Here is a 26491-nt window from a genome sequence, read left to right as displayed (position 1 = left end):
CATGAATCACTCCGCAGGAACCTTTCCATCGGTGATTGCCGTCCTGCCCGCTGCTGGTATCGGCAGCCGTATGCAGGCGGATTGCCCGAAGCAGTATTTAACCATCGGCCACCAAACTATTCTCGAACACGCGATCCATGCGTTGCTGCGTCATCCGCGTATTCCGCAGGTGATTGTGGCAATCGGTCCTGATGACCAGCAGTTCCACCAGTTACCCATAGCAAAAGATCCTCGTGTGCGTGTGACCGTCGGCGGTCAGCAACGCGCTGATTCGGTGATGGCTGGGCTACAACTGGCCGGTGAGGCCAAATGGGTGCTGGTGCACGACGCGGCACGGCCGTGTCTGCATGCCGACGATCTCGAACGTCTGCTGGCGATTACCGAACACAGCGAGGTGGGGGGCATTTTGGCCGCGCCGGTGCGTGATACCATGAAACGTGCCGAACCGGGTCGCAACGCGATCTCACATACTGTTGAACGCCAGGATCTGTGGCATGCATTGACACCACAGCTATTTCCATTGGCGTTGCTTAAGCTCTGTTTGCAGCGTGCGCTGGATGACGGTGCGACAGTCACTGATGAAGCCTCTGCCCTGGAGCATTGCGGCTATCATCCGTTGTTGGTTACCGGACGTTCGGACAATATTAAGGTCACGCGACCAGAAGATTTGGCGCTGGCAGCATTCTATTTAACTCAGTTGGACAATTAAGGAGCGCATCATGCGTATCGGTCACGGTTTTGACGTACATAAATTTGGTGGCGAAGGGCCGCTGGTGATCGGTGGTGTTCGTATCCCTTATGAGAAAGGTTTGCTGGCCCATTCCGACGGTGATGTAGCGCTGCATGCAGCGACGGATGCCTTGTTGGGTGCGGCAGCGCTGGGGGATATCGGCAAACTGTTCCCGGATACCGATCCCGCTTTCAAAGGCGCCGACAGCCGTGAACTGCTGCGCGAAGCCTGGAAACGTATCCGTGCGAAAGGCTATCGTCTGGGGAATTTGGATATCACCATTATCGCCCAGGCACCTAAAATGGCGCCACATATCCCGCAAATGCGTATTTTCCTGGCGGAAGACCTGCAATGCCATATGGACGACGTCAACGTTAAAGCCACCACCACCGAACAGCTCGGTTTTACCGGCCGTGGTGAGGGCATTGCCTGCGAAGCGGTTGCCTTGTTGATCAAGGAATAACGGCATGGACATGGCTAACTTGACCTGGTTGCATGGCCAGCCACAAAGCACTGGCGTGTTGAAAGCCAACCCGGAAGATTTCGTGGTGGTGGAAGATCTGGGTTTTGAGCCGGACGGCGAGGGTGAACATGTGTTGGTGAACATCCGCAAAAACGGCTGTAACACTCAGTTTGTCGCCGATTATTTGGCACGCTTTGCCGGTATTCATGCCCGCTCCGTGAGCTATGCCGGCCTGAAAGATCGCCATGCGGTGACCGAACAGTGGTTCTGTTTGCATCTGCCAGGCAAAGAAACCCCCGATTTTACTCAATTCTCACTGGAAGGTTGTGAAGTACTGGCCAGCGCCCGTCATCTACGCAAAATGCGCATCGGTACGCTAAAAGGCAATGCCTTCACGTTGGTATTGCGTCATATCTCTGATCGTCAGGATGTTGAGTCGCGCCTGCAGGCGATTACAACCGGTGGCGTACCCAATTACTTTGGTAGCCAGCGTTTTGGCCGCGGTGGCAATAACCTGGTGATGGCACGGCGTTGGGCGAATGATGAGATCCGGGTTAAAGAGCGGAGTAAGCGCAGTTTTTATCTTTCCGCCAGCCGTAGTGCCTTGTTTAACCTGATCACGAGTCGACGTTTGGCCAATCAGCAGCAACAGACTGTGCTTGAAGGTGATGCCTTGCAGCTCAGTGGCCGTGGTAGCTGGTTTGTTGCTAAAGCGGACGAACTGGATACGTTGCAACAACGACTTGATGCCGGTGAATTGCTGATTACGGCTCCTTTGCCGGGTGACGGTGAACCAGGTACAGCAGGGGAAGCACTGAGTTTTGAACAACAGTGCTTGCTGGAACACCCTGAGCTGATGGCGCTTTTAACGCGCGAGCGCGTTGATCCAGCACGTCGAGCACTGTTGCTACAGCCAAAAAATATGCAGTGGGACTGGTGGGATGATGCCACCGTCGAACTGCGTTTTTGGTTGCCCGCCGGCAGTTTTGCCACCAGTGTGGTGCGTGAAATTATGCGGCAGGACAACAGTGATGCGGATATTAGTGAGTAATAAAAAACCTGCGTAAGCAGGTTTTTTATCTGATGTCTTAGCGTTGATTGGCAAATTTCTTTTCGGCCTTTAATTTTATCTCATTCACACTAGCAGGCGTTTGATCGGAGAAACGATTTTTTAACCATTCATAACAGGGCTTCTCAAAGAAGCGATGAGTGAGTTGTGATAGGAACAACGTCAAAGCAACAAAGACCACGAGTTTTATTCCGAATGGTAAGCTTAGTGGAGCGAGCGCCGCCCCCATAATCAAAATAATGGGGGTATGTATAAGGTAAACAGAGTAGCTGATATCACCGAGCCAGGCGGGAATCCGGCTGCTGATAATCTGATGGAACCATGAACTTAGTGTTGCCAAACTTAAAATGAGTAATGCGATAAGTGGGATTGGCAAGAAGCTGAATTTTCCAATCGGATTTTTTTGATAAACCAAGTATACAACAATTGCGAAAAGAGTGACGTCAAGGCAACCTATGCCAAATTTCTGTATGTGGTTAAGCTCTACCTGCTTCATTCCTTGCGCCATTCGACAAACTGCGATCCCCAGAGTGACTCCAGCGATGCATCTAACAAAGCCTGAGGTGACAATACCGTACATCATTTCATGAGCGACCATCAGTGAACCGTATGATGTGTATAAAACGGTGTAACACATTAAAGAGATCAATAGCAGCATATTGGTTTTTACGCGACGGATACACCAGGGAACCAAAAAAACGGAAACCCAAAACTCGACCGAGATTGACCAACTGGGATCATTCCAGTTCCAGTTGTTGACAAACCCCATATTCTGCAGAAGAAAGATATTAGCAATGCCAGAAATAAATGGTTCGTCAAAGGGAAAACCGCGTTGCGTCAGCAGATAAATAACACCCACGACGACCATAGTGACAATGTGCAATGGGTACATACGTGCGAAGCGATAAAAGATAAATTTTCTATCATTCATCAGGCCTGACGTCATGGCTTGACCATAAACGTGCGATAACACAAAACCCGAGAGGATAAAAAAGAAATCAACGGAGATATATGAATTTTGGAATGGATAGTCACGCCAGCCATATTGGCTACCAAAAAAATGGCTTAGTGCGACAGTTAACGCAAATATACCGCGTAAGCCATCCAAGTATTTCAGTCTTATTATAGGCATTGAGGGAGTGAACCTTGAAATCATTGATTTTCGATTTTACTAAAGTGCGACTGTATTGTCAGATTTTCGTAAGGAATGCGTGATGAACTTCAGCTTCATCTGGGAGATAGGGTTACAGCTTTGGTTGCCTTTTCCCTTGGTGACTGGACATGTCGGGGGGAGTAAACATAATATCTGCTGGCTAAGCGCCTCCTTTTGGGCACTTTCTACTGAGTATTTATAAGCTGGGCCGCGTTGAAAGGGGGTCTGGTTGAGAGATAAAAAGAAGATAACCTCTTATGCGGATATTACTGAGTAATGACGACGGCGTGACCGCCCCGGGCATTCAGGTGTTGGCGGCGGCACTGCGTGAGTTCGCCGAAGTACAAGTTGTAGCACCCGATCGTAACCGCAGCGGTTCTTCCAATGCGCTGACGCTGGAATCTCCATTGCGCACCCTGACGATGCCCAATGGGGATATTGCCGTACAGCAAGGGACGCCGACCGATTGCGTGTATCTGGGTGTGAACGCTCTGATGCAACCTGCACCGGATATTGTGGTTTCCGGTATCAATGCCGGCCCTAATCTGGGTGATGATGTTATCTACTCCGGCACTGTCGCGGCCGCCATGGAAGGCCGCCATTTGGGTTTGCCGGCGTTGGCGGTGTCGCTGAACGGCCACCAGCATTATGCTACTGCCGCAGTGATTACCTGCCGGATACTGCGTGCGTTACAGCGTGAGCCGTTACGTACCGGTAAAATTCTGAATATCAACGTGCCTGATTTACCCTTGGAACAGATTAAGGGGATTCGCGTGACACGTTGTGGCAGCCGACATCCAGCCGACAAAGTGTTCTGTCAGCAGGATCCGCGCGGGCAAAACCTCTATTGGATCGGGCCACCGGGTGATAAGTTTGATGCCGGGCCGGACACGGATTTCGCTGCAGTTGAGCAGGGTTACGTGGCAATCACGCCATTGCAGGTGGATTTAACCGCCTATGCGGCCCAAGACGTGGTAAAAACGTGGTTAACCAAAGCAGGGGTTGGCGGGGAATGGTGAACAAGCGTATGCAAACATTGCTGACGCAGCTGCGTCAACAAGGGATCCGGGACGAACGGTTGCTGCAGGCGATCGAGGCGGTGCCGCGTGAACGCTTTGTTGATGAGGCACTTGAACACAAAGCTTATGAAAATACAGCGCTGCCCATCGGTTCCGGCCAAACGATCTCCCAACCTTATATGGTCGCACGGATGACCGAACTACTGAACCTGACGCCCACATCAAGGGTGTTGGAGATCGGTACCGGCTCTGGCTATCAAACCGCTATCTTGGCGCATCTGGTGCAACATGTTTGCTCCGTTGAACGCATCAAAGGATTGCAATGGCAGGCCAAGCGCCGCCTGAAGCAACTCGATCTTCACAATGTTTCCACTCGTCACGGTGATGGCTGGCAGGGCTGGGCATCGCGTGGCCCGTTTGATGCCATTATTGTCACTGCTGCGCCGCCGGAAATCCCCCCAGCGCTTATGGAGCAGTTGGATGATGGCGGTATTTTGGTATTGCCGGTGGGTGAGCAGGCCCAAATCCTTAAACGCATTCAGCGGCAGGGGGGCGAATTTGTCATCGATACTGTTGAGGCGGTGCGCTTTGTACCCTTGGTGAAGGGTGAATTGGCCTAGCGATTGTCTGAATTTTCGACAGGAAACGAAATCTGTTGCACTTTCATCACCTCCGGTTAAGGTTTTACCGTTTCAATAAAACTAATTTTCAATACAATTGCCTTTCTGCGTAGTTGTCTTATGGTGCAGCAGCGCTAATGTGGTTAGCATTGGCGCGCTGTTTTGAGGCTCAGGCATGAAATTTCCTGACGTTCAGGGATCGGCCGTGGGCACCTTTCGTGGTAGAAACTGAGAGAATGGTAAAAGCTCAGCTACGATGTAAAGGGTATTTTGGATATATCGCTGATATTGCTGTCATGGGGGAAGCATGAGCACGGGAAGCCCAATGATTACATTACGCCGGGTTGCGGTGTGTACGATGGTAAGTTTGTGGTTGGCGGGTTGTACAAACAACGCGTCGACATCGGCCCCTATCAGTAGTGTGGACGGTGGCGGATCTGCCGCATCCAACAATGCCGGCATGCCGGCGAACTCTGAAGGCCATATTGTTTATAACCGCAGTTACACGTCGATCCCCAAAGGGAGCTACAGCGGTAATACCTATACGGTTAAGCGCGGAGACACGCTGTTTTACATCGCCTGGATCACCGGTAACGACTATCGTGACCTGGCTCAGCGCAACAATATTCCTGAACCATACAGCCTGAATGTGGGTCAAAACATTCAGCTTGGTAATGGTTCTGCCAACGGAAACGGTGGCATGCTGGCGGCAACAGACGCGACCAGCGGCGGTGTTCCGAAGCCACCATCAAGCTCTCAGATACAAACTGCAACGGTTGATTCTCAATCAACTAACGCGTATTCTGATAATTCGGGTAAACAGAATGTAGGTAAGATGTTACCTGCAGCAGGCGCAGTGGCGGCAACTACCGCAACAGCCCCTGTTACCGCACCGGTTGTTGCTCCACCAGTGAGCAGCACCGTCAGCAATAGCGCCCCAGTAAGTACCTGGAGATGGCCTACTGACGGTAAGATTATTGATAACTTTTCCTCATCAGAAGGTGGGAATAAAGGTGTCGATATCGCCGGGTCCCGTGGGCAGCCGATTCTCGCTACCGCCGATGGTCGTGTAGTGTATGCAGGCAACGCTTTACGGGGTTACGGTAATCTAATCATCATCAAACACAATGATGATTACCTGAGCGCCTACGCTCACAACGACACAATGCTGGTCCGGGAACAACAAGAAGTGAAGGCGGGTCAAAAAATAGCCACCATGGGTAGCACCGGAACCAGTTCAGTACGTTTGCATTTTGAAATTCGTTACAAGGGGAAATCCGTAAACCCGCTGCGTTATCTTCCGCAGCGATAGATTGGGCAGAATACGCTGTATTCTGCTCGCGGTATCACGGGTAGGAGCAGCATATGAGCCAAAATACGCTGAAAGTTAACGAGTTACATGATGATGCGGATTTCGACGAGAACGCAACGGAAGCGGAATCATTCGACGAAAAAGCACTGGTTGAAGAAGAGGCCAGTGAGAGTGATCTAGCGGAAGAAGAGTTGTTGTCACAAGGCGTGACCCAACGCGTATTGGATGCGACGCAGCTCTATCTTGGCGAAATCGGCTATTCTCCACTGCTGACCGCAGAGGAAGAAGTTTATTTTGCGCGGCGTGCACTGCGCGGTGACGTGCCGTCCCGCCGCCGAATGATTGAAAGTAACCTGCGGTTGGTGGTGAAAATCGCCCGCCGCTACAGCAATCGCGGCCTGGCGCTGCTGGATCTGATTGAAGAGGGTAACCTCGGTCTGATCCGTGCAGTGGAAAAGTTTGACCCAGAACGTGGTTTCCGTTTCTCGACTTACGCAACCTGGTGGATCCGGCAGACGATTGAACGGGCGATCATGAACCAAACCCGTACCATCCGCTTGCCTATCCACATTGTCAAAGAACTGAATGTCTATTTGCGCACCGCGCGCGAACTTTCTCATAAATTGGATCATGAACCGAGCGCAGAAGAGATTGCAGAGCAACTCGACAAGCCGGTCGATGATGTCAGCCGAATGCTGCGTCTGAACGAACGTATCACTTCTGTTGATACGCCGTTGGGCGGGGATTCAGAGAAAGCGTTGCTGGACATTTTGGCGGACGAAAAAGACAACGGACCGGAAGACACCACACAAGACGATGACATGAAGCAGAGCATCGTTAAGTGGCTGTTCGAACTGAACGCTAAGCAGCGCGAAGTGCTGGCACGTCGTTTTGGTCTGTTGGGTTACGAAGCGGCAACGCTCGAAGATGTGGGCCGTGAGATTGGCCTGACTCGTGAGCGTGTACGCCAAATCCAGGTTGAAGGTTTGCGTCGTCTGCGTGAAATTCTGCAGATGCAGGGCCTGAGTATTGAGGCACTGTTCCGCGAGTAACGCTGATAGTTGAATCGCATCCAAATAAAAACGGTGAGCATCATGCTCACCGTTTTTTTATGCCTGTAATGGGACGACTAGACCATACTTTTCAGGCGGTAAATCCACTCCAACGCCTGACGCGGGGACAGTGAATCTGGATCCAGTGCTTCAAGTGCTTCAACCGCCGGTGAGGTTTCCTCATTCAGCAGCGTCATCTGGGTGGCATCAACGGTGCCGGTGGCCGTATGGCTGGAGATCGCCTCCAGTTCACGCAGTTTTTGGCGCGCACGCTTGATCACTTCACGTGGTACCCCGGCCAGTGCAGCCACTGCCAGGCCATAACTCTTGCTGGCTGCGCCGTCCTGCACGCTGTGCATAAAGGCGATGGTGTCCCCATGTTCTAGGGCATCCAGGTGTACGTTAACCACGCCTTCCATTTTCTCCGGCAGGGTCGTCAGCTCAAAGTAATGGGTGGCAAACAGCGTCATGGCTTTGATTCGGCTGGCCAGGTTTTCGGCGCAGGCCCAGGCCAGGGATAAACCGTCGTAGGTGGACGTGCCGCGACCAATTTCATCCATCAGTACTAAGCTATGCTCGGTGGCGTTATGCAGAATATTGGCCGTTTCGGTCATCTCCACCATAAAGGTAGAGCGGCCGGAAGCCAGGTCATCCGCCGCACCAACACGCGTAAAGATGCGGTCTACTGGGCCGATCACGGCCTTACTCGCCGGCACGTAGCTGCCGATATGTGCCATCAACACGATCAGTGCTGTTTGACGCATATAGGTACTTTTACCACCCATGTTTGGGCCAGTAATGATCAACATACGACGCTGAGGCGACAGTGAGAGTGGGTTGGAAATAAACGGCTCACTCAGCACCTGTTCGACCACCGGATGACGGCCTTCGGTGATGCGTACACCCGGCTGTTCGCTCATGGTCGGGCAGGCGTAATTCAGTGTTTCTGCACGCTCAGCCAGGTTAGCTAACACGTCCAGTTCAGCCAATGCCCCGGCGCTTTGCTGCAATTCACCCAAGTGCGGTAGCAGCAAGTCGAACAACTCTTCGTACAAACCTTTTTCGATCGCCAGCGCTTTCCCTTTAGAAGTGAGTACCTTGTCTTCATACTCTTTCAGTTCGGGAATAATGTAGCGTTCGGCGTTTTTCAACGTCTGGCGGCGCACGTAGTGGATAGGCACCAGGTGGCTTTGCCCGCGGCTGACCTGAATGTAATAGCCATGTACGCCATTGAAGCCAACCTTCAACGTATCCAGCCCCAGCTTTTCGCGTTCGCGGATTTCAAGGCGGTCGAGGTAGTCGCTGGCGCCATCGGCCAGTGCTCGCCACTCATCCAGCTCGCTGTTGTAGCCGGGCGCGATAACGCCGCCGTCACGCACCAGCACTGGCGGGGCTTCAACTACTGCACGTTCCAGCAAATCCTGCAGCTCATCAAACTGACCGACCTGCGATAGCAAGTGTTGTACATGTGGGGTATCCACTCCCTTCAGCAGTGCGTGGATATCCGGCAACTGTTGGAAAGCGTGGCGCATCCGCGCCAGATCGCGTGGACGCGCGCTGCGCAATGCCAGGCGAGCCAATATACGTTCCAGATCGCCTACTTGTCGTAGAGAAGGCTGGAGATCGGCGTAGATATCTTGCAAGGAACCAATCGCCTGCTGGCGATTATTCAGTACATTGATGTCGCGGGTTGGCATGTGCAACCAACGCTTGAGCATGCGGCTGCCCATCGCCGTCACACTGCGGTCCAGGATGGCCGCCAGTGTATTTTCAGTACCGCCGGACAAACTTTGGGTCAGCTCAAGGTTACGCCGTGTGGCGGCGTCCATGATAATGCCGTCTTGCTGGCGCTCCATGGTAATACCTCGGATGTGCGGTAATGAAGTACGTTGGGTATCTTTAACGTACTGCAACAGACAGCCCGCAGCACGTAACGCCTGATGGGCTTGTTCAACGCCGAAACCGGTGAGATCACGGGTGCCGAATTGCAGGTTAAGCTGTTGGCGTGCGGTTTCGGGTTCAAATTCCCACAGTGGGCGGCGGCGTAGACCGTGGCGCTGTTCAATCAGCGACATCTGTTCAAAGGTTTCAGGGTAAAGCAGCTCGGCAGGATTAGTACGCTGTAATTCTGCGGCCATAGTTTCTATATCGGCCGGTTCAGCGACCCGGAAACGACCGGAGCTGATATCTAACGTGGCGTAGCCGAAGCCGCGTGCGTCCTGCCAGATAGCTGCCAGCAGGTTATCCTGGCGCTCTTGCAACAGGGCTTCGTCGGTGATGGTCCCCGGAGTGACGATGCGAACAACTTTGCGCTCAACGGGGCCTTTGCTCGTGGCCGGATCACCGATTTGCTCACACAGGGCGACAGATTCACCGAGTTGTACCAATTTGGCCAGGTAGTTCTCAACCGCATGATGTGGTACGCCAGCCATTGGGATAGGTTCACCTGCTGAGGCTCCGCGTTTGGTCAGCGAGATATCCAGCAGTTGGGAAGCGCGTTTGGCGTCATCGTAGAACAGCTCGTAAAAATCACCCATGCGGTAGAACAACAGGATTTCAGGGTGTTCGGCCTTGAGACGCAGGTATTGCTGCATCATTGGCGTGTGTGAATCGAGCTTATTGGTGCTATTCATAAGATTACTGTTTCCAATCCATTGAATTTAAAGTTGGTTGTGATGTTGAGTGTCATCATTAGGTATCACGCCGTTTTACAGAAACTCACCCTATATGGCAGAGGCTGGTGGCGCTAAGGATCAATAAGCCCTTTATACTGTCGCTATACTAGCCCAGCGGGCAATCCGCTGTCACAGGTAAAAATGGGAAGCTTTACGCAAAGTCGGTTTTTAAAGCGGGGTAGCGTTGAATCGATAGAACGTATTTTTCGTTGTTATGTCATCAGAATATGGGGGAATAGGGAGACTGCCTACAGGCGGGCTTGAAGAACATATTATTTATCAAGCCCGGGGTAGTTGGAGTTTTAGTTAGTGGTAGATGCAGATAAAGGCAACTGAAGTTGGTAAATGCGAAAGCTGTCGGGCACTTCGGTTTCACGCCCAGGCAGCAGACGGTGGCGAATGCGAGCTTCGCTGATAAAGGCGCAACCCTGTGGTGTGATGTCCAGATTGACCGGCGACTCCATTCCCTCACGAATAACTTCAATAGAATGCATACCGGCAGCACCGGGGTCGGTAATTCGCAGGATCCTGCCCTGGCCGCTTTTAATGCCATTTTCGAGCACGATCAGCGAACCGTCTGGTGCCAATCCCATCCCATCCGGGTTTTCGATAGTGCGAGGCAGCAGGATTTCAGCCAGTTGCGGCGTCGCCTCCCCATAGCTCAAGGTATAGAGCTTCCCGCTGCCAAAATTGGCAACCGCCATCACGTTGTCATTTATCAGGACAATACCTGCGGCGCCGATGCCGTTGGGGCCAGCCAGGCGTTTGTCACGGAAGATTATCTGAAAACTGGCCTCCCCCGGACGAAGCCTCATGATGCTTCCTGCCTTGGTTTCTGTCAGATAAACAGTGCCATCTTTGGCGAGAACCATGTCATTACCCATTCCTCCTTCCGGTAAGGTTAAGCTGCGATTAATCGTGGCATTTGAGACATTCAAAGCAAAAACACGATGGGCACGAGTTTGTCCTGTAGGAAGGAAGTCTGGAGAGTTTCCCCATAACAGCCCCCGTTGCTCATCCAATCTCAGCGTGGTTGAGGCAAAAACTGTGTCGGCGCCAGCAAAAAAGGTCTCCCAATTCTCGTTCGGCCGTTTGCGCAAGATGCGGCCGCTAGTCACCAAGCCAACATACAGGGTTCCATCGGAAGCGCGGGCGATGCCATTAGGGTATAGCGCTCCTGACGGCAAAGTCATGCTGGCCGGTGTGCAGGTGGTGTCTGATATTGCTGCTGCGGAAGCCGCAGGCGTCGCCATGGCTAATATTAGGGCTGTTAGCGCTACCCACGTCGTGCGATATTTTATTACGTATAACATGTGGCCTCTCCTGAGTTGAATAAGGGGACTACCAGCGTTGGGGGCGAGCTCGTTCTTTCATGGGGGCCTCAAGTGCTGTGATTTCCTCATGAGACAGTGTGAGTGAGAGCGCTTTGAGTGCATCTTGAAGATGGTGTGACTTGGACATGCCTACAATGGGCGCGGCAACTGCCGTTTTAGCCAGTATCCATGCCAGAGAGATCTGGGCAGCTGGTATGCCTCGGGCAGTCGCGATGGCTTCAACAGCCTTAATAGTTTGTTCCACTTCATCTCTGCCGCCGTACCAGCGCGGCGTTTGTTCGTCAGTTTCGGCGCGCACTGTCCCGGATTTTCTTGCTCCGGCCAGTAAGCCTCTTGCCAACGGCGACCAAGGGGTTAGGCCGATACCTTCTTCCAGACAAAGCGGGATTAAATCCTCCTCATCCTCGCGAGTGATCAGGTTGTATTGGCTTTGCATGGAAATAAAGGTGGCCAACTTGTTATCACGTTGAAACGCCAACATTTTCATAAAACGCCAGGCCTGCATTGAGGATGCGCCGAGATAGCGGATCTTGCCGGCCCGTACCAGGGTATCGAGCGTTTCAGCCGTTTCCTCAATTGGGGTTTCCTCATCGAAACGATGTATGACGAACAGATCGATATAATCTGTCCCCAGGCGTTGCAGCGAGGCGTCAACGCTTTGAATGATATGTTTGCGTGATAGCCCGTGGTTGTTGGGTTGTTCGCTCATCGGGAAGAACGCCTTGGTAGCGATCACTATATCGTCTCGGCGTGCAAAGTCCTTCAACGCGCGCCCGAGAATGAGTTCGCTCTCGCCAGAAGAATAGATATTTGCAGTGTCGAAAAAGTTAATGCCTGATTCCAGAGCCGCCCGGATGAAAGGACGGGCTTGATCCTCCTGCAATACCCAAGGGCGCCAGCTAGGTTCCCCAAAAGTCATACACCCCAGACAAAGTTTGGAGACTTTCAAACCGCTATTACCAAGGCGAACATAGTTCATCATCTTCCCTCCTGGGGGCGTCGGGTTGGGTAAATACAGGGTTATCTCTCAACGAATTCCGGCGATGGTATAACCGCCGTCCACCAAAATACTTTGCCCGGTGACAAAGCGGGCATCATCCGTTGAAAGCCAGACGGCGACATCACCGATGTCTTCAGACTGGCCCAATCGTTGGGCAGGCGTATGTGCGATGAACGGTGTGAATGCGGATGGATCAGATATGCTGCTATGGGCCATTGGTGTGTCGATGATGCCGGGATTGATGTTGTTGATCCGGATAGCTTGATTGCCATATTCGAGTGCAACCGCGCGGATCAGCGCATCGAGCGCGCCCTTGCTGGCAGAATAACTTGATGAGCCGGCAAGCGCGCCTTTGGCAAGCCAGGACGAAGTATTGACGATCACACCGCCTGAATTTTGCGCCAGAAAAGTCTCGACCTCGTATTTAATCGATAACCAGACACCTCGGAGATTGGTGGCAATCACCGTATCGAAATCTGCGCTGGTTTGCTGATGGATAGGGGCAAAGTTGCCGAGAATGCCGGCGTTGTTGAAGGCAATATCAAGTCGTCCGTAGTGAGAGGTCACTGTGGCGAGCAGGCGGCGGACATCCTCTTCCTGCGAGACGTCCGCAACGACGGCCAGCGCATCTCCGCCAGCGAGAGAAACCTCATGGGCGGTGGCCTCTAGCTCAGCGGAACGACGCCCAGCCAAAGCCACTTTTGCCCCTTCCCGGGCATAGGCCAGTACTGCGGCGCGCCCGATACCTGTCCCCCCGCCGGTGACCAGTACGACTTTGCCTTCCAAACGTTTGTGCGGGGTGGTATGTACAGAATCAGCGTATTGAGTCATGGCATTAATACTCAGTTATTGAACACCTCGCCATGCTATGTTGTTGCAAAAAAGATAACTATCCGTTAAAAATTCACTTCACTATTAGATTATTTATATCAATCCAATGAAAAAAACCGACTTGTCAGGGCTGGCGGCCTTTGTGACCATCGCCAAAGAGCGCAGTTTCAGGCGAGCTGCCGCCAGGCTTGGCGTTACACCGCCGACACTCAGTCATACCATGCGTGATTTGGAGGCGCAGGTTGGCATCCGTTTGTTGAATCGGACTACACGCAACGTATCAACAACAGAGGCGGGCGAGCATTTGTTGTCGAAGTTGGCTCCGGTATTTGCCGATATCGATACGGCGCTGGAGAGCCTGAATACCTTTCGCGATCGGCCACAGGGGTTGGTGCGGATCAATGCGCCACGAACGGCAATAGAACTTGCGCTGGTGCCGCATTTAGGGCGACTGGCCCGAGATTACCCAGGAATTACGCTGGAAATTGTGGCGCAAGAGGGCTTTGCCAATATCGTTGAACAAGGCTTTGATGCCGGTATCAGGCTTGGCGAGGATCTACACAACGACATGCGAGCTGTGCGCGTTACTCCTGATTTACGAATGGCTATTGTGGCAACACCTGAATATTTCCAACAGAATGGAAAGCCAAATCATCCCGAAGACCTGTTGAATCATCGCTGTATAGGATGGCGAAAAATTGCTTCGGGAGAACTCTACAAATGGAAGTTTCAAAAAGGTGCTCAAGTGCTTTCTGTTTCAGTGAATAGCTTGCTGATACTCGATGATGCGAGATTGATGTTGCAGGCCGCGTTAGATCACGCAGGCATTGCTTTCGCCATTGAGGAAGAAGTGAGTGAACATCTGGCAGCAGGGCGGCTGGAGCAAGTGATGGCCGATTGGTGCGCACCATTCCCAGGTTTTTATCTTTACTATCCGAACCGCAGAAACCATCCCGTAGCATTGACGACGGTGATCAACGTAGTGCGTTATCCCAACCAGGTGATCCGTCCCGAAGAGTAATGTGCTCTGCCTGAGCCCGAGCAGTCAAATTCCTTTCCCCAAAACACCAATCATTTACCACCGCTATAGCATCGCTTGTATCGTCATATCTTGATGATGCGCGCTAATCAAGGTCGAACTATTTTTTGTTCATCAATCACTCGATGGATGACCCTGCGCATAGAATTATCCATAAACATTCTGCATGTTTATAACTTATTGTTTATAATTGTTATTTGTTTGTTTTAGATGAATTCATTCAACAATTAAAGGTTATTTGGGAGATGGATCACACTATTTTTTTATGTGAAATGTGAAGAGGGTCAATCGACAAGGTCAAGCAGAGACGGTTCTTTATACTGATGGCTTACCGGTCCACTTCGATGCCTCCGTATACTGTCTGTAACCAGGGCAACGTAACGGAAGTTTTCATAAGGAATGTGCGTGAGGCGATAGCTATTGCATCTGGCAAACAAATGACATGGGGCTTTTTTGATTATCTTGAGGGACTTGGTATGGAAAAGAAAAAAATCTATCTGTTTTGTTCTGCCGGTATGTCGACTTCCCTGCTGGTTTCGAAAATGAAAGCGCAAGCCGAGAAGTACGAAGTGCCGGTGATCATTGCCGCTTATCCTGAGGCACTGGCGGCAGAAAAGGGCGCTGAAGCAGATTTGATCCTTCTGGGGCCGCAGATTGCCTACACGCTTGCCGAAGTACAAAAACAATTGCCGAATAAGCCCGTTGAAGTGATTGATTCTGCTTTATACGGCAAGCTCGATGGCCTTGGCGTGTTGAAGGCTGCGGTCGCCACCATAAAAAAAGCTAACCAATAAAGGGGACTGCCGTGAATACGTTAATTGCCTCGTTGGAAAAGGTCATACTGCCTTTTGCTGTGAAAATTGGTAAACAGCCCCATGTTAATGCCATCAAAAACGGGTTCATTCGTTTAATGCCACTGACGTTGACCGGGGCGATGTTCGTTCTGATCAATAACGTGTTTCTCAGTTTCGGTGAAGGGTCATTCTTTTTTTCATTGGGCGTGCGGCTGGATCCGTCCACCATTGAAACGCTGAATGGCTTGAAGGCCATCGGAGGCAGCGTTTATAACGGCACCCTGGGCATTATGTCCCTGATGACGCCATTCTTTATCAGTATGGCTTTGGCTGAAGAGAGAAAGGTCGACCCATTAGCGGCAGCACTGCTGGCGGTGGCTGCCTTTATGACCGTAACCCCGTTCAGCGTCGGTGAAGCCTATGCCGTTGGCGCTAACTGGCTGGGTGGTGCCAACATCATCTCCGGTATGGTGATCGGCCTGGTCGTGGCTGAAATGTTTGCCTTTGTGGTTCGCCGCAACTGGGTGATCAGCCTGCCAGACAGCGTACCTTCTTCAGTGTCGCGCTCGTTCTCTGCGCTGATCCCGGGCTTTATTATTTTGTCCATTATGGGTGTGCTGGCTTACTGCCTCACGCTGTGGGGAACCAACTTCCACCAAATCATCATGGACAGCATCTCCGCACCGTTGGCGAAAATGGGCAGCGTGGTGGGATGGGTATATGTGATGTTCTCCTCGCTGCTGTGGTTCTTCGGTGTGCATGGTTCGATGGCACTGGCGGCATTGGACAGCGGTATCATGACCCCATTCGCACTGGAGAACGTTGAACTCTACAACAAGTATGGTTCTGTCGAAGCTGCGGTGGCTGCGGGTAAAGAGTTCCACATGTGGGCGAAGCCGTTCGTCGACTCCTACATCTATCTGGGCGGGACAGGTTCAACGCTGGGGCTGATTATCGCTATCTTCATCGCTTCACGCCGTGAGGATTATCGTCAGGTCGCCAAGCTGGCAACGCCATCAGGTATCTTCCAGATTAACGAACCTATCTTGTTCGGCCTGCCGGTGATTATGAACCCAGTGATGTTTATTCCGTTCATCTTGGTTCAGCCAGTATTGACGATTATCACAACGGTGGCTTATTACACCGGGTTGATTCCGCCAATCACCAACATTGCACCATGGACCATGCCGGTTGGTTTGGGAGCATTCTTCAACACCAACGGCAGTATCGTTGCCATGTTGTTGAGTTTCTTCAACCTGGGCGTAGCGACCATGATTTATCTGCCGTTTGTCATGATCTCCAACAAAGCGCAGAGCCAGATCGATCAAGCGACGGAAAGCGAAGAAGACATCGCCAAGGCGTTGAAATTCTAACTGTAGTCTGGGGCAGCAGTCCGCTGCCCCTGTTTTAGAGGGGCTTCGGATGAAATATCAATTTGCTGACGATTTCTGGTGGGGCAGTGCCACCTCTGCACCACAGTCGGAAGGCGCAGCCGCACGGGATGGCAAAAGCCAAAACATCTTCGATTACTGGTATGAGATTGCACCTGAACATTTTCATCATCAGGTTGGTCCGTCCGAAACCTCCACGTTTTATGACAATTTCCAGCAAGACATCCTGCTGTTAAAGACCCTCGGGCATAATACCTTCCGAACCTCCATCTCCTGGTCTCGATTGATCCCGCAGGGGGATGGCGAAGTGAACCCAAAAGCAGTGGCTTTCTATAATGCGATGATTGACAGTCTGCTGGCCCAGGGCATTACGCCATTTATCAATCTTTACCACTTTGATATGCCAATGTGTATGCAGCAACAAGGGGGTTGGGAAAGCCGGAAAGTCGTTGAGGCCTATGCGCGTTATGCCAGAACCTGCTTCAGCTTGTTTGGCGATAGAGTCACCCATTGGTTCACATTTAATGAGCCGATTGTGCCGGTAGAAGCGGGGTATCTGAACGACCTGCATTATCCTTGTGTGGTCGATTTCAAAAGAGCGATCACGGTGGCTTATCACAGCGTTTTGGCCCATGCCAAAGCAGTGAGTGAGTTCAGGGCGTTGGATAATGCAGGCACGATAGGCATTATTTTGAACCTGAGCCCAACTTATCCTCGCTCGGACAGTGAGGAAGATCGCGTGGCGGCGCACTATGCGGATCTGCTACTGAATAAGAGTTTCCTCGACCCGGTAACCAAAGGGCGCTATCCGGACGATTTGGTGAATTTACTGCGTGTTCATGATCTGTTGCCGCAGACAGCGCCGGAAGACGCGCAGCTGATTGCCGATGGGGTGGTGGATATTCTGGGTGTTAATTACTACCAACCGCGCAGGGTCAAAGCGAAAGAAGGCTACCGGGCGACAGATCCAGTGACTATGCCGGAAGATGTGTTCAGCTATTACGAGATGCCGGGGCGCAAGATTAACCCGCACCGTGGCTGGGAGATCTATGAAAAAGGCCTGTATGACATCCTGATGGATCTGAAGGAAAACTACGGCAATATTCCCTGCTATATTTCAGAAAATGGCATGGGCGTTGAGGGGGAAGAGGCTTTTATCGGCGCCAACGGGCGGGTGGAGGATGATTATCGGATCGATTTCATTCGCGACCATTTGAAATGGCTGCATCAGGCATTGTCAGAAGGTTCAAACTGTAAAGGTTACCATTTATGGACCTTTATTGACTGCTGGTCCTGGCTTAATGCCTATAAGAATCGCTACGGGTTAGTGCGGCTGGAGCGGGAAAGCCAACAACGCACGCTTAAGAAAAGTGGCTATTGGTTTGCCGAAACAGCCAGGCAAAATGGCTTTGACTAATGAGGGCGCACGCGGTGTCTGAGAACCTGGTTTCGCTAAATGCGAACGACGTTAAGCTGATTCGGGAGCAGGATTTCTTTAACTGCAAAGACTTCCATTTGTTTATCTATAACAAGGTGGAAAGCGCTACCGGGCTGCATCAGCATGACTACTACGAGTTCACTATCGTCCTGAGCGGTAAATGCTACCAGGAGATTAACGGCAAACGGGTGTTGCTGGAACGAGGGGACTTTGTCTTTATTCCTATTGGTTCGCATCATCAAAGTTTTTATGAGTTTGGCGCTGCAAAAATCTTCAACGTGGCAATCGGCAAGGTTTTCTTTGAAGAGAACTACCTACAACAGTTGCCGCGCTGCTTTGTCGCTTCTCAGGCCTATAGCTTAAAAAATGAATTCCTTGCGTATATTGAGTCGGTGGTGGGTTCACCGCAGTTTCGTGAGGATGACTTTGCTGAGTTCTTGGAAACACTGACCTTTTATATCATCAGCCGCATTCGCCACTATAAGGAAGACAGCGGTGAAGGGGATGACATCCCGCAGTGGCTGAAGAATACGTTGGCGGGTATGCATGATAAAGCGATGTTTGGTGAAAAAGCGTTGCTCAATATGGTTGAGTTATCGGGAAAAACTCAGGAATACCTGACCCGTGCAATGCGGCGTTATTACCATAAAACGCCAATGCAGGTGATCAATGAAATCCGCATCAACTTCGCCAAAACGCAGCTTGAGGTCACCAACTATTCGGTTTCGGATATTGCCTTTGATTCGGGTTATGGTGATGTGAGCTTATTTATTAAAAACTTTAAAAGACTCACGGAAGTGACGCCGGGTAATTACCGAAAAAAGTTCTACGGCCCTATTTAGGGCCGCTTCCGATAAGTATTAACGCTGATATTCCGAATACTTTCAGGCCGACGATAGCCTGACAAAATAAATTACTTTGCTTAAGCGAAGGGGAATTGCCGTACCTGACGGACGGTATTCCCTTGCCAAAAATTTGTTAAATGGATGCCAAAATGGAAAAGTTACTGATAGTGAATGCCGACGATTTTGGTCTGAGCAAGGGCCAAAATTATGGCGTTATTGAGGCGTTTCACTATGGCGTTGTCTCTTCAACTACCGCGATGGTAAATAGCGCGCATATCCAGCATGCCGCCAACCTCAGCCAGCGTTATCCGGGGTTACAGATTGGCCTGCACTTTGTGTTGACCCATGGGTATCCATTGACGGCCATGCCGTCGTTGGTTAACGAACGTGGGGAGTTGGGCAAGTGGTTATGGGAAAAGGCCGAGTCTGCACAACTTGATCTGAATGAAATCCACGATGAATTGATTAGCCAATATGACAAATTTATTGCCGTATTTGGTAAAGCGCCAACGCATATAGATAGCCACCATCATGTGCATATGCTGCCGCAAATTTACTCGCTGGTGGAGGCGTTTGCCCAATCTAAATCCATCCCACTGCGCATAGGGCGCCAGGACGTAGAGCGACAAGATATTCCATTGCGTTACGACCACAGCACCGAGTGGTTTGATGCCGGCTTTTACGGTGAAGAGATATCCGAGGCGTTGTTTTTACAGGTGCTTGAACGCACGGATCAACGCGGTGCCAAATCGGTAGAGATGATGTGCCACCCGGCGTTTCTGGATAAAACTATTTTAGCGAGCAAGTATTGCTACCCACGGCTTGCCGAAGTGGAGGTTTTGACATCGCCGGGCATTAAAAACGCGATAGCGGAGCGTGGCTATCGTTTGGGATCCTTCCTGGATCTGTAACAGCTTACAGCATCGAATGCGCTTTTTTCAGCCCGGTATCTTCATCGGGATCGGCCCCCTGCGGGATAGGCGTTTCAGGTTCTTCTTCCTCTGATGCGTCTGTGTCCTGTTGTTCTATCGGATCAGGGGCCGCTTCCGGTGGCGGCATAGTGTCATGGATGATCTGCTCATCAAACGTTGGGTTCAGTGCCGGGGAAAGAGGGGAACTGGTCAGGCTGTCCGGCAGGGGAATATGAGGTAATGGCGCATCCTGCACAAACTGCGATTCGTCCTGTTTTACCGTCCGGCTGAAGGCCACCAGCAACACACCGCAAAGTGCGAAGAAGGCATATAGAATATTGCCGCCTAACGGTTCAATCAGTGAACCGACCGCCAATGGGCCGATACTGGCACCGACGCCAAAGGCCATCAGCAAACAGGCGGCGAGGGATACGCGCCGTTCCGGTTCGATCAAATCGTTAGCCAGAGCAACCACCAATGGATACAGCGTGAACTGCAACATACTGACGATAAAGCCCACCACCAGCAATACCGGGAAGTCAATGTGTGGCACCAGCGCCAACGGCAGTGAAGCCACGATCAATAAAATAGCGTTGATACGCATCAACAATGTGCGGTTGTAACGGTCTGACAGCCAACTGAGCGGGAACTGCGCCACCAGCCCGGCGAAGATAGCTATCGCCATAAACAAGCCCGTCTGCTGGGTGGTTAGCGTTTGCATACTCGCATACACCGGTGCCAGTCCATAGAAAGAACCGACTACCATGCCGATCACCAACGTGGTCGCCAGTACTTTGGGAATAGCGCCAATAAAATAGCGCAACTCCATCGGCGCCGGTGACATGTGTCGGGCATTGGTACGGGTTGTGAGGGCGATAGGGACAAGGCAGAGTGCAAAGCACAGGGCGATAACCAATAGGGTGGTGATGCCAAGATTAGTCTGCAGCATTAAGACCACCTGGCCCAATGACATGCCCAGATAGGTGGCCGCCATATAGAAGCCGAAAACCATGCCGCGTTGGTTGGATTCCGCCTGATCGTTCAGCCAGCTTTCCAGCACCATAAATTGACACATCATGCACAAGCCGATAATCAGCCGCAGCACGACCCACACGGGGATGTATTCCGTCAGCCCGTGTCCCAGCACTGCTGCGGTAATAATACCGGCGCAGGATACGTAGGCGCGGATATGCCCGACACGAGCAATCAGAAAATGACCGACTTTGCCGCCGATCACCAGCCCGATATAGTTGGCGGCGATAATGGCACCGATCAACGCACCGGTCACGTGGATAGAGGTTAAACGCAAGGAGATGTACGTCGTGAGCAACCCTGAACCCAGTAGCATTAGTAGGGTGGTGGTATACAACGGAAAGAAAACACCTAACGTTTTTTTCACTCTATCATCCTAATCTTTTATTCTGATTTGCCCTGGCGCTGACTATGCTGACGGCAAAGACAACCCGGTGATATCCCTCGTGCAAAACACTGCCCGTTAACCAGAGCGTTACATTCGATACTAGCAGTTTGGTCTGCGGCTTAACACCGTATCCCTTGCGAAGCATCGCGCATTTCTGTCACCACAGCGTCAGGCAAGGTTGATAAATGCTACTATCGGGCGCATATACCTTGATTCGCTAAGGAGAGGTTATGAGTGAAAACCAACTGCGTAAACTCAGTATTGCGGTAGGGGAAAAACTGAAGGCTAATGGTCAGTGGATCACCTGTGCGGAATCTTGTACTGGCGGTGGTATCGCCAAAGCGATCACTGACATTGCCGGCAGTTCTGCCTATTTTGATCGTGGCTTTGTCACCTACAGTAATGCCGCGAAACATGACTTGCTGGGCGTGGCTGAAGGTACATTGGTGGCGCACGGTGCCGTGAGCGAAGAAGTGGTGCGTGAAATGGCTCAGGGAGCATTACATGCAGCACAGGCCAATTTGGCACTGTCGGTCAGTGGTATTGCCGGGCCGGATGGTGGTAGTGCGGAAAAACCGGTGGGTACGGTCTGGTTTGGTTTTGCTGAACGCACCGGGCGAGTATTGGCGCGTAAGATGCAATTTGCTGGCGATCGCGATGCAGTGCGGCTTCAAGCGACGATTTTCGCGCTGCAAACCGCCCTTGATGAATTTTTGTAAAATTAGGCTTGATACTGTATGACCATACAGTATAATTAGTGACATTTCCTGCACAACATACATTCAGTGGCAGTGTGGGGTAACACCGACATTGCGTAACGAAGGAGCAAAAATGGCTATTGATGAGAACAAGCAAAAGGCGCTAGCTGCGGCACTGGGCCAGATTGAGAAACAGTTCGGCAAAGGCTCCATCATGCGTCTGGGTGAAGACCGTTCTATGGACGTAGAAACGATCTCTACCGGCTCACTGTCACTTGATATCGCATTGGGTGCGGGCGGCCTGCCAATGGGCCGTATCGTTGAAATTTACGGTCCAGAGTCTTCAGGTAAAACGACCCTGACCCTGCAGGTTATCGCTGCAGCGCAGCGCGAAGGTAAAACCTGTGCGTTCATTGATGCTGAACATGCGCTGGATCCGGTATATGCGAAAAAGCTGGGCGTTGATATCGACAACCTGCTGTGTTCTCAGCCAGATACGGGTGAGCAAGCATTGGAAATCTGTGACGCCTTAACCCGCTCTGGCGCGGTTGATGTGATCATCGTTGACTCCGTAGCAGCGTTGACGCCAAAAGCAGAAATCGAAGGCGAAATCGGTGACTCACACATGGGCCTGGCGGCACGTATGATGAGCCAGGCAATGCGTAAACTGGCCGGTAACCTGAAAAACGCCAACACGCTGCTGATCTTTATCAACCAGATCCGTATGAAAATTGGTGTGATGTTCGGTAACCCGGAAACGACCACCGGTGGTAACGCATTGAAGTTCTATGCTTCTGTCCGTCTGGATATCCGCCGTATCGGCGCGGTGAAAGAAGGCGACGAAGTGATCGGCAGCGAAACCCGCGTTAAAGTGGTAAAAAATAAAATCGCTGCTCCGTTCAAACAGGCCGAGTTCCAAATCTTGTACGGTGAAGGTATCAACAGCCGCGGTGAATTGGTCGATCTGGGCGTTAAGCACAAGATGATCGAGAAAGCGGGTGCCTGGTACAGCTACAACGGCGATAAAATTGGTCAAGGTAAGGCAAACGCCTGTAATTTCTTGAAAGAAAACCCTGCGGTTGCCGCTGAGTTGGATAAAAAACTGCGTGATCTGCTGCTGCACAGCAGCGGTGAACTGGTTGCTGCAACCAATGAAGGCTTCGACGATGAAGCTGAAACCAGCGAAGAGTTTTAATCGCTGCTGATGTTCGTGAGTGCCGTTGTTTAAGGCACCACGAACATCAATTAAATCAGGCTTGAATAATGAATGACTTGCTAAGCCGCGCCATGCGCCTGCTGTCGCAACGCGATCATAGTGAAGCTGAACTGCGCCGCAAACTTGCGGCGCAGCCATTTATGGCGAAAGCCCGATTTGGTGCAAAATCTCCCTCATCCGCTGTTCTACCTCCTGAAGAACCTGTTGATCCTGCCGTTATTGAACAGGTCATCGCTTATTGCTATCAGCATAATTGGCTGGACGATCAACGCTTTGCCATAAGCTACATTGGTAGCCGCAGTCGTAAAGGCTATGGTGCGCAACGGATCCGTTCTGAACTGATGCAAAAAGGGATGGATAAAGAGCTAACACAGGCCGCGTTGGCGGACTGCGATATTGACTGGTGTGAGCAGGCCAAACAGGTGGCGCAACGTAAATTTGGTGACGAGTTACCAACGGACTGGAAAGAGAAAGCCAAAGTACAGCGTTATCTACTCTATCGTGGCTTCTTCCAGGAAGAAATTCAGTCAATTTACCGTGATTTTGCGCAATGAACGCACACGGGGTTTTACTTCCCCTTGAAGAAAATTTATCTTATCCCCACTTTTTGTTCGTGAGCTAGATGTCATCGTCAGGATGTCACGTATCTTGCTCACGTGTCGTTATTCTAGCCTTTCCGGGAAAATTATGAGCAAGAGCACCGCTGAGATCCGTCAAGCGTTTCTCGATTTCTTTCATAGTAAGGGGCATCAGGTTGTAGCAAGCAGCTCCCTGGTACCTGACAATGATCCGACATTGCTGTTTACCAATGCCGGCATGAACCAATTTAAAGATGTTTTCCTGGGGCTGGACAAGCGCGCCTATTCCCGAGCAACCACCTCACAGCGTTGCGTGCGTGCGGGCGGTAAGCATAACGATCTGGAGAACGTCGGTTATACCGCACGTCACCATACCTTCTTTGAAATGTTGGGTAACTTCAGCTTCGGCGACTATTTCAAACACGATGCTATTAGCTATGCATGGGAACTGCTGACCGGTGAAAACTGGTTTAATCTGCCGAAAGAAAGGCTGTGGGTAACCGTCTACGAAACCGATGACGAAGCTTTCGATATCTGGCAGAAACAGATTGGTGTGCCGGCAGAACGTATTATCCGCATTGGCGATAATAAAGGCGGGGCTTTTGCCTCTGATAACTTCTGGCAGATGGGTGATACCGGCCCATGCGGCCCATGTACCGAGATTTTCTATGATCACGGTGATCACATCTGGGGTGGCCCACCAGGTAGCCCGGAAGAAGATGGCGATCGCTACATTGAGATCTGGAACCTAGTGTTCATGCAGTTCAACCGTCAATCAGACGGTACCATGTTACCGTTGCCAAAACCTTCGGTAGATACAGGTATGGGTCTGGAGCGTATTGCCGCAGTATTGCAGCATGTTAACTCCAACTATGAAATTGACCTGTTCAGCAAATTGATTGCCGCAGTAGCCAAGGTGACGGGTGCCACAGATTTGAATAACAAATCTCTGCGCGTCATTGCCGACCATATCCGTTCTTGTGCCTTCCTGGTTTCCGATGGCGTGACGCCGTCGAACGAAGGCCGTGGTTATGTGTTGCGCCGCATCATTCGTCGTGCTGTTCGCCATGGCAACATGCTGGGCGCGAAAGACAGCTTCTTCTACAAGCTGGTTGCGCCATTGATCGACGTAATGGGGCCGGCAGCCGACGAGTTGAAGCGTCAGCAGTCACTGGTTGAGCAAGTCCTGAAAACTGAAGAAGATCAGTTTGCGCGCACTCTGGAGCGTGGTTTGATCCTGCTGGACGAGGCACTGGCCAAGCTGGAAGGCGATACTCTGGACGGTGAAACCGCATTCCGTCTGTACGATACCTACGGTTTCCCGATCGATCTGACTGCAGATGTGTGCCGTGAACGTGGCCTGAAAGTGGATGAAGCTGGTTTCGAACAAGCAATGGAAGCACAACGTCGCCGTGCGCGTGAATCCAGCGGCTTCGGTGCTGACTACAACAGCATGATCCGTGTTGATGGTGCCAGCCAATTCAACGGCTATGACCACGAGCAGCAGCAATCTACTGTGACTGCATTGTTCCGTGACGGCCAGCCAGTGGATGAAATCCACGCCGGTGAAGAAGCTGTAGTGGTGCTGGACGAGACCCCGTTCTACGGTGAGTCAGGTGGTCAGGTGGGCGATAAAGGCGTGCTGAAAGCCGCGGGTGCTGATTTTGAGGTAAGCGATACCCAGAAATACGGCCAGGCTATCGGCCATCAGGGCAAGCTGTCTCATGGTTCTCTGAAAGTGAAAGATCGCGTTGATGCGCAAATTGACACGGTTCGCCGCAATCGCATTCGCCTGAATCACTCCGCGACACACTTGTTGCATGCTGCACTGCGTCAGACGCTGGGTGAGCACGTAGCGCAGAAAGGCTCGTTGGTTAACGATAAATACCTGCGTTTCGACTTCTCACATTTTGAAGCGATGAAGCCAGAGCAAATTCGCGCAGTAGAAGATTTGGTTAACCAGCAAGTGCGCCGTAACCTGCCGGTGCAAACCGAAGTGATGGCGTTGGAAGATGCCAAAGAGAAGGGCGCAATGGCGCTGTTCGGTGAGAAGTACGACGACAGCGTGCGTGTACTGACCATGGGTGACTTCTCGACTGAGCTGTGTGGCGGTACTCACGCCAGCCGTACTGGCGATATCGGTTTGTTCCGGATTCTAAGTGAGTCAGGGACTGCCGCAGGTATCCGTCGTATTGAAGCGGTAACCGGTGAAGGTGCGATTGCTACCCTGCATCAGCAAAGCGATCTGTTACAGGACGTTGCACACCTTGTTAAAGGCGACAGTAACACTCTGACGGACAAAGTGCGTGCAGTTCTCGATCGTACCCGCGCACTGGAGAAAGAACTGCAGCAGTTGAAGGACCAGCAGGCGGCTCAGGAAAGTGCTTCATTGTCTAGCCAGGCGAAAATGGTTAACGGCGTACGCTTGTTGGTCAGTCAGCTTGATAACGTTGAGGCCAAAATGCTGCGCACCATGGTTGATGATCTGAAAAATCAATTGGGTTCCGCGATTATCGTGCTGGCCACCACGGCTGATGATAAGGTGAGTTTGATTGCTGGCGTGACCAAAGATCTGACCGACCGAGTAAAAGCCGGCGAGTTGATCGGTACCGTAGCACAACAGGTTGGCGGTAAAGGGGGCGGACGCCCTGATATGGCGCAGGCCGGGGGGACAGATGTCAGTGCCCTGCCAGCGGCATTAGACAGCGTAGAAGCCTGGGTGGCCTCGAAACTGTGAATATAAATAAATAGCACTTACAAACGCCATAACTCATTACTGATTATGGCGTTTTTAACCTGTGCTAACACAATTTGGTTACAATTCCGGGAACAAAGTTTTTCAGGTCGGCTAAACTTATCATTATCTGAGGTGAGACCAAGTCTGCTTACATTTATTGTGGGTA

Annotated in this window: 23 protein-coding genes; 17 read left to right on the top strand and 6 right to left on the bottom strand. The window is 51.5% G+C overall.

All coding sequences use genetic code 11. The features are described 5' to 3' along the window. Nucleotide 1 precedes the first annotated feature (1 nt). The 3 genes from ispD to truD are packed head-to-tail and all read left to right on the top strand — an operon-like array spanning nucleotide 2 to nucleotide 2244. Nucleotides 2-709: a 2-C-methyl-D-erythritol 4-phosphate cytidylyltransferase gene (ispD, locus tag SGR01S_RS09645; RefSeq protein ID WP_037424737.1), complete on the top strand. Its 708-nt coding sequence runs from the start codon at nucleotides 2-4 to the stop codon at nucleotides 707-709. Between the two features lie 10 nt (nucleotides 710-719). Continuing rightward, nucleotides 720-1193 carry a 2-C-methyl-D-erythritol 2,4-cyclodiphosphate synthase gene (gene ispF, locus SGR01S_RS09640; protein ID WP_004950274.1) on the top strand — a complete coding sequence of 158 codons (474 nt, stop codon included), beginning with the start codon at nucleotides 720-722 and terminating at the stop codon, nucleotides 1191-1193. Nucleotides 1194-1197: 4 nt separating this feature from the next. Continuing rightward, nucleotides 1198-2244 carry a tRNA pseudouridine(13) synthase TruD gene (gene truD / locus SGR01S_RS09635; protein ID WP_061807324.1) on the top strand — a complete coding sequence of 349 codons (1047 nt, stop codon included), beginning with the start codon at nucleotides 1198-1200 and terminating at the stop codon, nucleotides 2242-2244. Nucleotides 2245-2281: 37 nt separating this feature from the next. Here the strand turns inward: truD and SGR01S_RS09630 are convergent, their stop codons facing one another. After that, nucleotides 2282-3370, bottom strand: coding sequence for an acyltransferase family protein (locus SGR01S_RS09630; protein WP_167348753.1), 1089 nt, complete (start codon nucleotides 3368-3370; stop codon nucleotides 2282-2284). A gap of 302 nt (nucleotides 3371-3672) precedes the next feature. Here SGR01S_RS09630 and surE point away from each other — a divergent pair, with 302 nt between their 5' ends. The 4 genes from surE to rpoS all read left to right on the top strand — a co-directional run bounded on the left by surE (nucleotide 3673) and on the right by rpoS (nucleotide 7418). Beyond that, nucleotides 3673-4434: a 5'/3'-nucleotidase SurE gene (gene surE / locus SGR01S_RS09625; protein ID WP_037424743.1), complete on the top strand. Its 762-nt coding sequence runs from the start codon at nucleotides 3673-3675 to the stop codon at nucleotides 4432-4434. After that, nucleotides 4428-5054 (top strand): protein-L-isoaspartate(D-aspartate) O-methyltransferase, encoded by a 627-nt coding sequence (locus tag SGR01S_RS09620; protein WP_061807322.1) that lies wholly within the window; start codon nucleotides 4428-4430, stop codon nucleotides 5052-5054. The genes surE and SGR01S_RS09620 overlap by 7 nt, the downstream gene beginning before the upstream one ends. A gap of 325 nt (nucleotides 5055-5379) precedes the next feature. Continuing rightward, entirely contained in the window at nucleotides 5380-6366 is a 987-nt protein-coding gene (gene nlpD, locus SGR01S_RS09615; RefSeq protein ID WP_037424748.1) for a murein hydrolase activator NlpD, read from the top strand. Nucleotides 6367-6419: 53 nt separating this feature from the next. Then, a complete protein-coding gene (rpoS, locus tag SGR01S_RS09610; RefSeq protein ID WP_012005280.1) occupies nucleotides 6420-7418 on the top strand; it encodes an RNA polymerase sigma factor RpoS in 999 nt (332 codons plus the stop codon). A gap of 77 nt (nucleotides 7419-7495) precedes the next feature. Here rpoS and mutS read toward each other — a convergent pair whose 3' ends face one another. The 4 genes from mutS to SGR01S_RS09590 form a co-directional block, all read right to left on the bottom strand. After that, nucleotides 7496-10051 (bottom strand): DNA mismatch repair protein MutS, encoded by a 2556-nt coding sequence (mutS, locus tag SGR01S_RS09605; protein WP_061807321.1) that lies wholly within the window; start codon nucleotides 10049-10051, stop codon nucleotides 7496-7498. Between the two features lie 344 nt (nucleotides 10052-10395). Beyond that, the gene (locus SGR01S_RS09600; RefSeq protein ID WP_061807320.1) at nucleotides 10396-11406 is read right to left on the bottom strand and encodes an NHL repeat-containing protein; all 1011 of its coding nucleotides are present in this window, start codon (nucleotides 11404-11406) and stop codon (nucleotides 10396-10398) included. Between the two features lie 28 nt (nucleotides 11407-11434). Next, entirely contained in the window at nucleotides 11435-12409 is a 975-nt protein-coding gene (locus SGR01S_RS09595) for an aldo/keto reductase (RefSeq protein ID WP_255212221.1), read from the bottom strand. 45 nt (nucleotides 12410-12454) lie between these two features. Beyond that, nucleotides 12455-13258: an SDR family NAD(P)-dependent oxidoreductase gene (locus SGR01S_RS09590; protein ID WP_061807319.1), complete on the bottom strand. Its 804-nt coding sequence runs from the start codon at nucleotides 13256-13258 to the stop codon at nucleotides 12455-12457. Between the two features lie 106 nt (nucleotides 13259-13364). Here SGR01S_RS09590 and SGR01S_RS09585 point away from each other — a divergent pair, with 106 nt between their 5' ends. From SGR01S_RS09585 to chbG, 6 genes are all read left to right on the top strand, one after another. Then, entirely contained in the window at nucleotides 13365-14279 is a 915-nt protein-coding gene (locus SGR01S_RS09585) for a LysR family transcriptional regulator (RefSeq protein ID WP_061807318.1), read from the top strand. 494 nt (nucleotides 14280-14773) lie between these two features. Then, nucleotides 14774-15091, top strand: coding sequence for a PTS sugar transporter subunit IIB (locus SGR01S_RS09580; RefSeq protein WP_020825274.1), 318 nt, complete (start codon nucleotides 14774-14776; stop codon nucleotides 15089-15091). Nucleotides 15092-15102: 11 nt separating this feature from the next. Next, nucleotides 15103-16464, top strand: a complete 1362-nt coding sequence (gene chbC, locus SGR01S_RS09575; protein ID WP_037424763.1) for a PTS N,N'-diacetylchitobiose transporter subunit IIC — start codon at nucleotides 15103-15105, stop codon at nucleotides 16462-16464. A 49-nt stretch (nucleotides 16465-16513) separates the two neighbouring features. After that, nucleotides 16514-17899 (top strand): 6-phospho-beta-glucosidase GmuD, encoded by a 1386-nt coding sequence (gene gmuD, locus SGR01S_RS09570; RefSeq protein WP_061807317.1) that lies wholly within the window; start codon nucleotides 16514-16516, stop codon nucleotides 17897-17899. Next, nucleotides 17899-18762, top strand: coding sequence for a transcriptional regulator ChbR (gene chbR, locus SGR01S_RS09565; RefSeq protein ID WP_037424765.1), 864 nt, complete (start codon nucleotides 17899-17901; stop codon nucleotides 18760-18762). The genes gmuD and chbR overlap by 1 nt, the downstream gene beginning before the upstream one ends. Before the next feature lie 152 nt (nucleotides 18763-18914). Further along, nucleotides 18915-19676: a chitin disaccharide deacetylase gene (chbG, locus tag SGR01S_RS09560; RefSeq protein ID WP_061807316.1), complete on the top strand. Its 762-nt coding sequence runs from the start codon at nucleotides 18915-18917 to the stop codon at nucleotides 19674-19676. 4 nt (nucleotides 19677-19680) lie between these two features. Here chbG and SGR01S_RS09555 read toward each other — a convergent pair whose 3' ends face one another. Then, the gene (locus SGR01S_RS09555; RefSeq protein ID WP_061807315.1) at nucleotides 19681-21075 is read right to left on the bottom strand and encodes an MFS transporter; all 1395 of its coding nucleotides are present in this window, start codon (nucleotides 21073-21075) and stop codon (nucleotides 19681-19683) included. A 251-nt stretch (nucleotides 21076-21326) separates the two neighbouring features. Between SGR01S_RS09555 and pncC the strand changes: the two genes are divergently transcribed. From pncC to alaS, 4 genes are all read left to right on the top strand, one after another. Further along, nucleotides 21327-21815, top strand: coding sequence for a nicotinamide-nucleotide amidase (gene pncC, locus SGR01S_RS09550; RefSeq protein WP_061807314.1), 489 nt, complete (start codon nucleotides 21327-21329; stop codon nucleotides 21813-21815). Nucleotides 21816-21927: 112 nt separating this feature from the next. Further along, nucleotides 21928-22989, top strand: coding sequence for a recombinase RecA (gene recA / locus SGR01S_RS09545; RefSeq protein ID WP_037424778.1), 1062 nt, complete (start codon nucleotides 21928-21930; stop codon nucleotides 22987-22989). Between the two features lie 68 nt (nucleotides 22990-23057). After that, nucleotides 23058-23564, top strand: a complete 507-nt coding sequence (gene recX, locus SGR01S_RS09540) for a recombination regulator RecX (protein WP_061807313.1) — start codon at nucleotides 23058-23060, stop codon at nucleotides 23562-23564. 133 nt (nucleotides 23565-23697) lie between these two features. Beyond that, on the top strand, nucleotides 23698-26325 hold the full coding sequence (gene alaS / locus SGR01S_RS09535) for an alanine--tRNA ligase (protein WP_061807312.1): 2628 nt from the start codon (nucleotides 23698-23700) through the stop codon (nucleotides 26323-26325). The last annotated feature ends 166 nt before the right edge of the window (nucleotides 26326-26491 follow it).

It is taken from the genome of Serratia grimesii NBRC 13537 (assembly GCF_001590905.1).
Taxonomy (GTDB): Bacteria; Pseudomonadota; Gammaproteobacteria; order Enterobacterales; family Enterobacteriaceae; genus Serratia; species Serratia grimesii.
Note: the sequence above shows the minus strand (reverse complement) of the source record. Positions and strands in the feature narration are given on the sequence as shown.

What these genes read in the sequence shown, in the direction of transcription:
- ispF (WP_004950274.1), top strand. Translation starts at nt 720, where the DNA reads ATGCGTATCGGTCACGGTTTTGACGTACATAAATTTGGTGGCGAAGGG.
- ispD (WP_037424737.1), top strand. Translation starts at nt 2, where the DNA reads ATGAATCACTCCGCAGGAACCTTTCCATCGGTGATTGCCGTCCTGCCC.
- recX (WP_061807313.1), top strand. Translation starts at nt 23,058, where the DNA reads ATGAATGACTTGCTAAGCCGCGCCATGCGCCTGCTGTCGCAACGCGAT.
- SGR01S_RS09580 (WP_020825274.1), top strand. Translation starts at nt 14,774, where the DNA reads ATGGAAAAGAAAAAAATCTATCTGTTTTGTTCTGCCGGTATGTCGACT.
- chbG (WP_061807316.1), top strand. Translation starts at nt 18,915, where the DNA reads ATGGAAAAGTTACTGATAGTGAATGCCGACGATTTTGGTCTGAGCAAG.
- gmuD (WP_061807317.1), top strand. Translation starts at nt 16,514, where the DNA reads ATGAAATATCAATTTGCTGACGATTTCTGGTGGGGCAGTGCCACCTCT.
- rpoS (WP_012005280.1), top strand. Translation starts at nt 6,420, where the DNA reads ATGAGCCAAAATACGCTGAAAGTTAACGAGTTACATGATGATGCGGAT.
- nlpD (WP_037424748.1), top strand. Translation starts at nt 5,380, where the DNA reads ATGATTACATTACGCCGGGTTGCGGTGTGTACGATGGTAAGTTTGTGG.
- SGR01S_RS09585 (WP_061807318.1), top strand. Translation starts at nt 13,365, where the DNA reads ATGAAAAAAACCGACTTGTCAGGGCTGGCGGCCTTTGTGACCATCGCC.
- surE (WP_037424743.1), top strand. Translation starts at nt 3,673, where the DNA reads ATGCGGATATTACTGAGTAATGACGACGGCGTGACCGCCCCGGGCATT.
- alaS (WP_061807312.1), top strand. Translation starts at nt 23,698, where the DNA reads ATGAGCAAGAGCACCGCTGAGATCCGTCAAGCGTTTCTCGATTTCTTT.
- truD (WP_061807324.1), top strand. Translation starts at nt 1,198, where the DNA reads ATGGACATGGCTAACTTGACCTGGTTGCATGGCCAGCCACAAAGCACT.
- SGR01S_RS09590 (WP_061807319.1), bottom strand. Translation starts at nt 13,258, where the DNA reads ATGACTCAATACGCTGATTCTGTACATACCACCCCGCACAAACGTTTG.
- mutS (WP_061807321.1), bottom strand. Translation starts at nt 10,051, where the DNA reads ATGAATAGCACCAATAAGCTCGATTCACACACGCCAATGATGCAGCAA.
- SGR01S_RS09600 (WP_061807320.1), bottom strand. Translation starts at nt 11,406, where the DNA reads ATGTTATACGTAATAAAATATCGCACGACGTGGGTAGCGCTAACAGCC.
- recA (WP_037424778.1), top strand. Translation starts at nt 21,928, where the DNA reads ATGGCTATTGATGAGAACAAGCAAAAGGCGCTAGCTGCGGCACTGGGC.
- pncC (WP_061807314.1), top strand. Translation starts at nt 21,327, where the DNA reads ATGAGTGAAAACCAACTGCGTAAACTCAGTATTGCGGTAGGGGAAAAA.
- chbR (WP_037424765.1), top strand. Translation starts at nt 17,899, where the DNA reads ATGAGGGCGCACGCGGTGTCTGAGAACCTGGTTTCGCTAAATGCGAAC.
- SGR01S_RS09620 (WP_061807322.1), top strand. Translation starts at nt 4,428, where the DNA reads ATGGTGAACAAGCGTATGCAAACATTGCTGACGCAGCTGCGTCAACAA.
- SGR01S_RS09595 (WP_255212221.1), bottom strand. Translation starts at nt 12,409, where the DNA reads ATGATGAACTATGTTCGCCTTGGTAATAGCGGTTTGAAAGTCTCCAAA.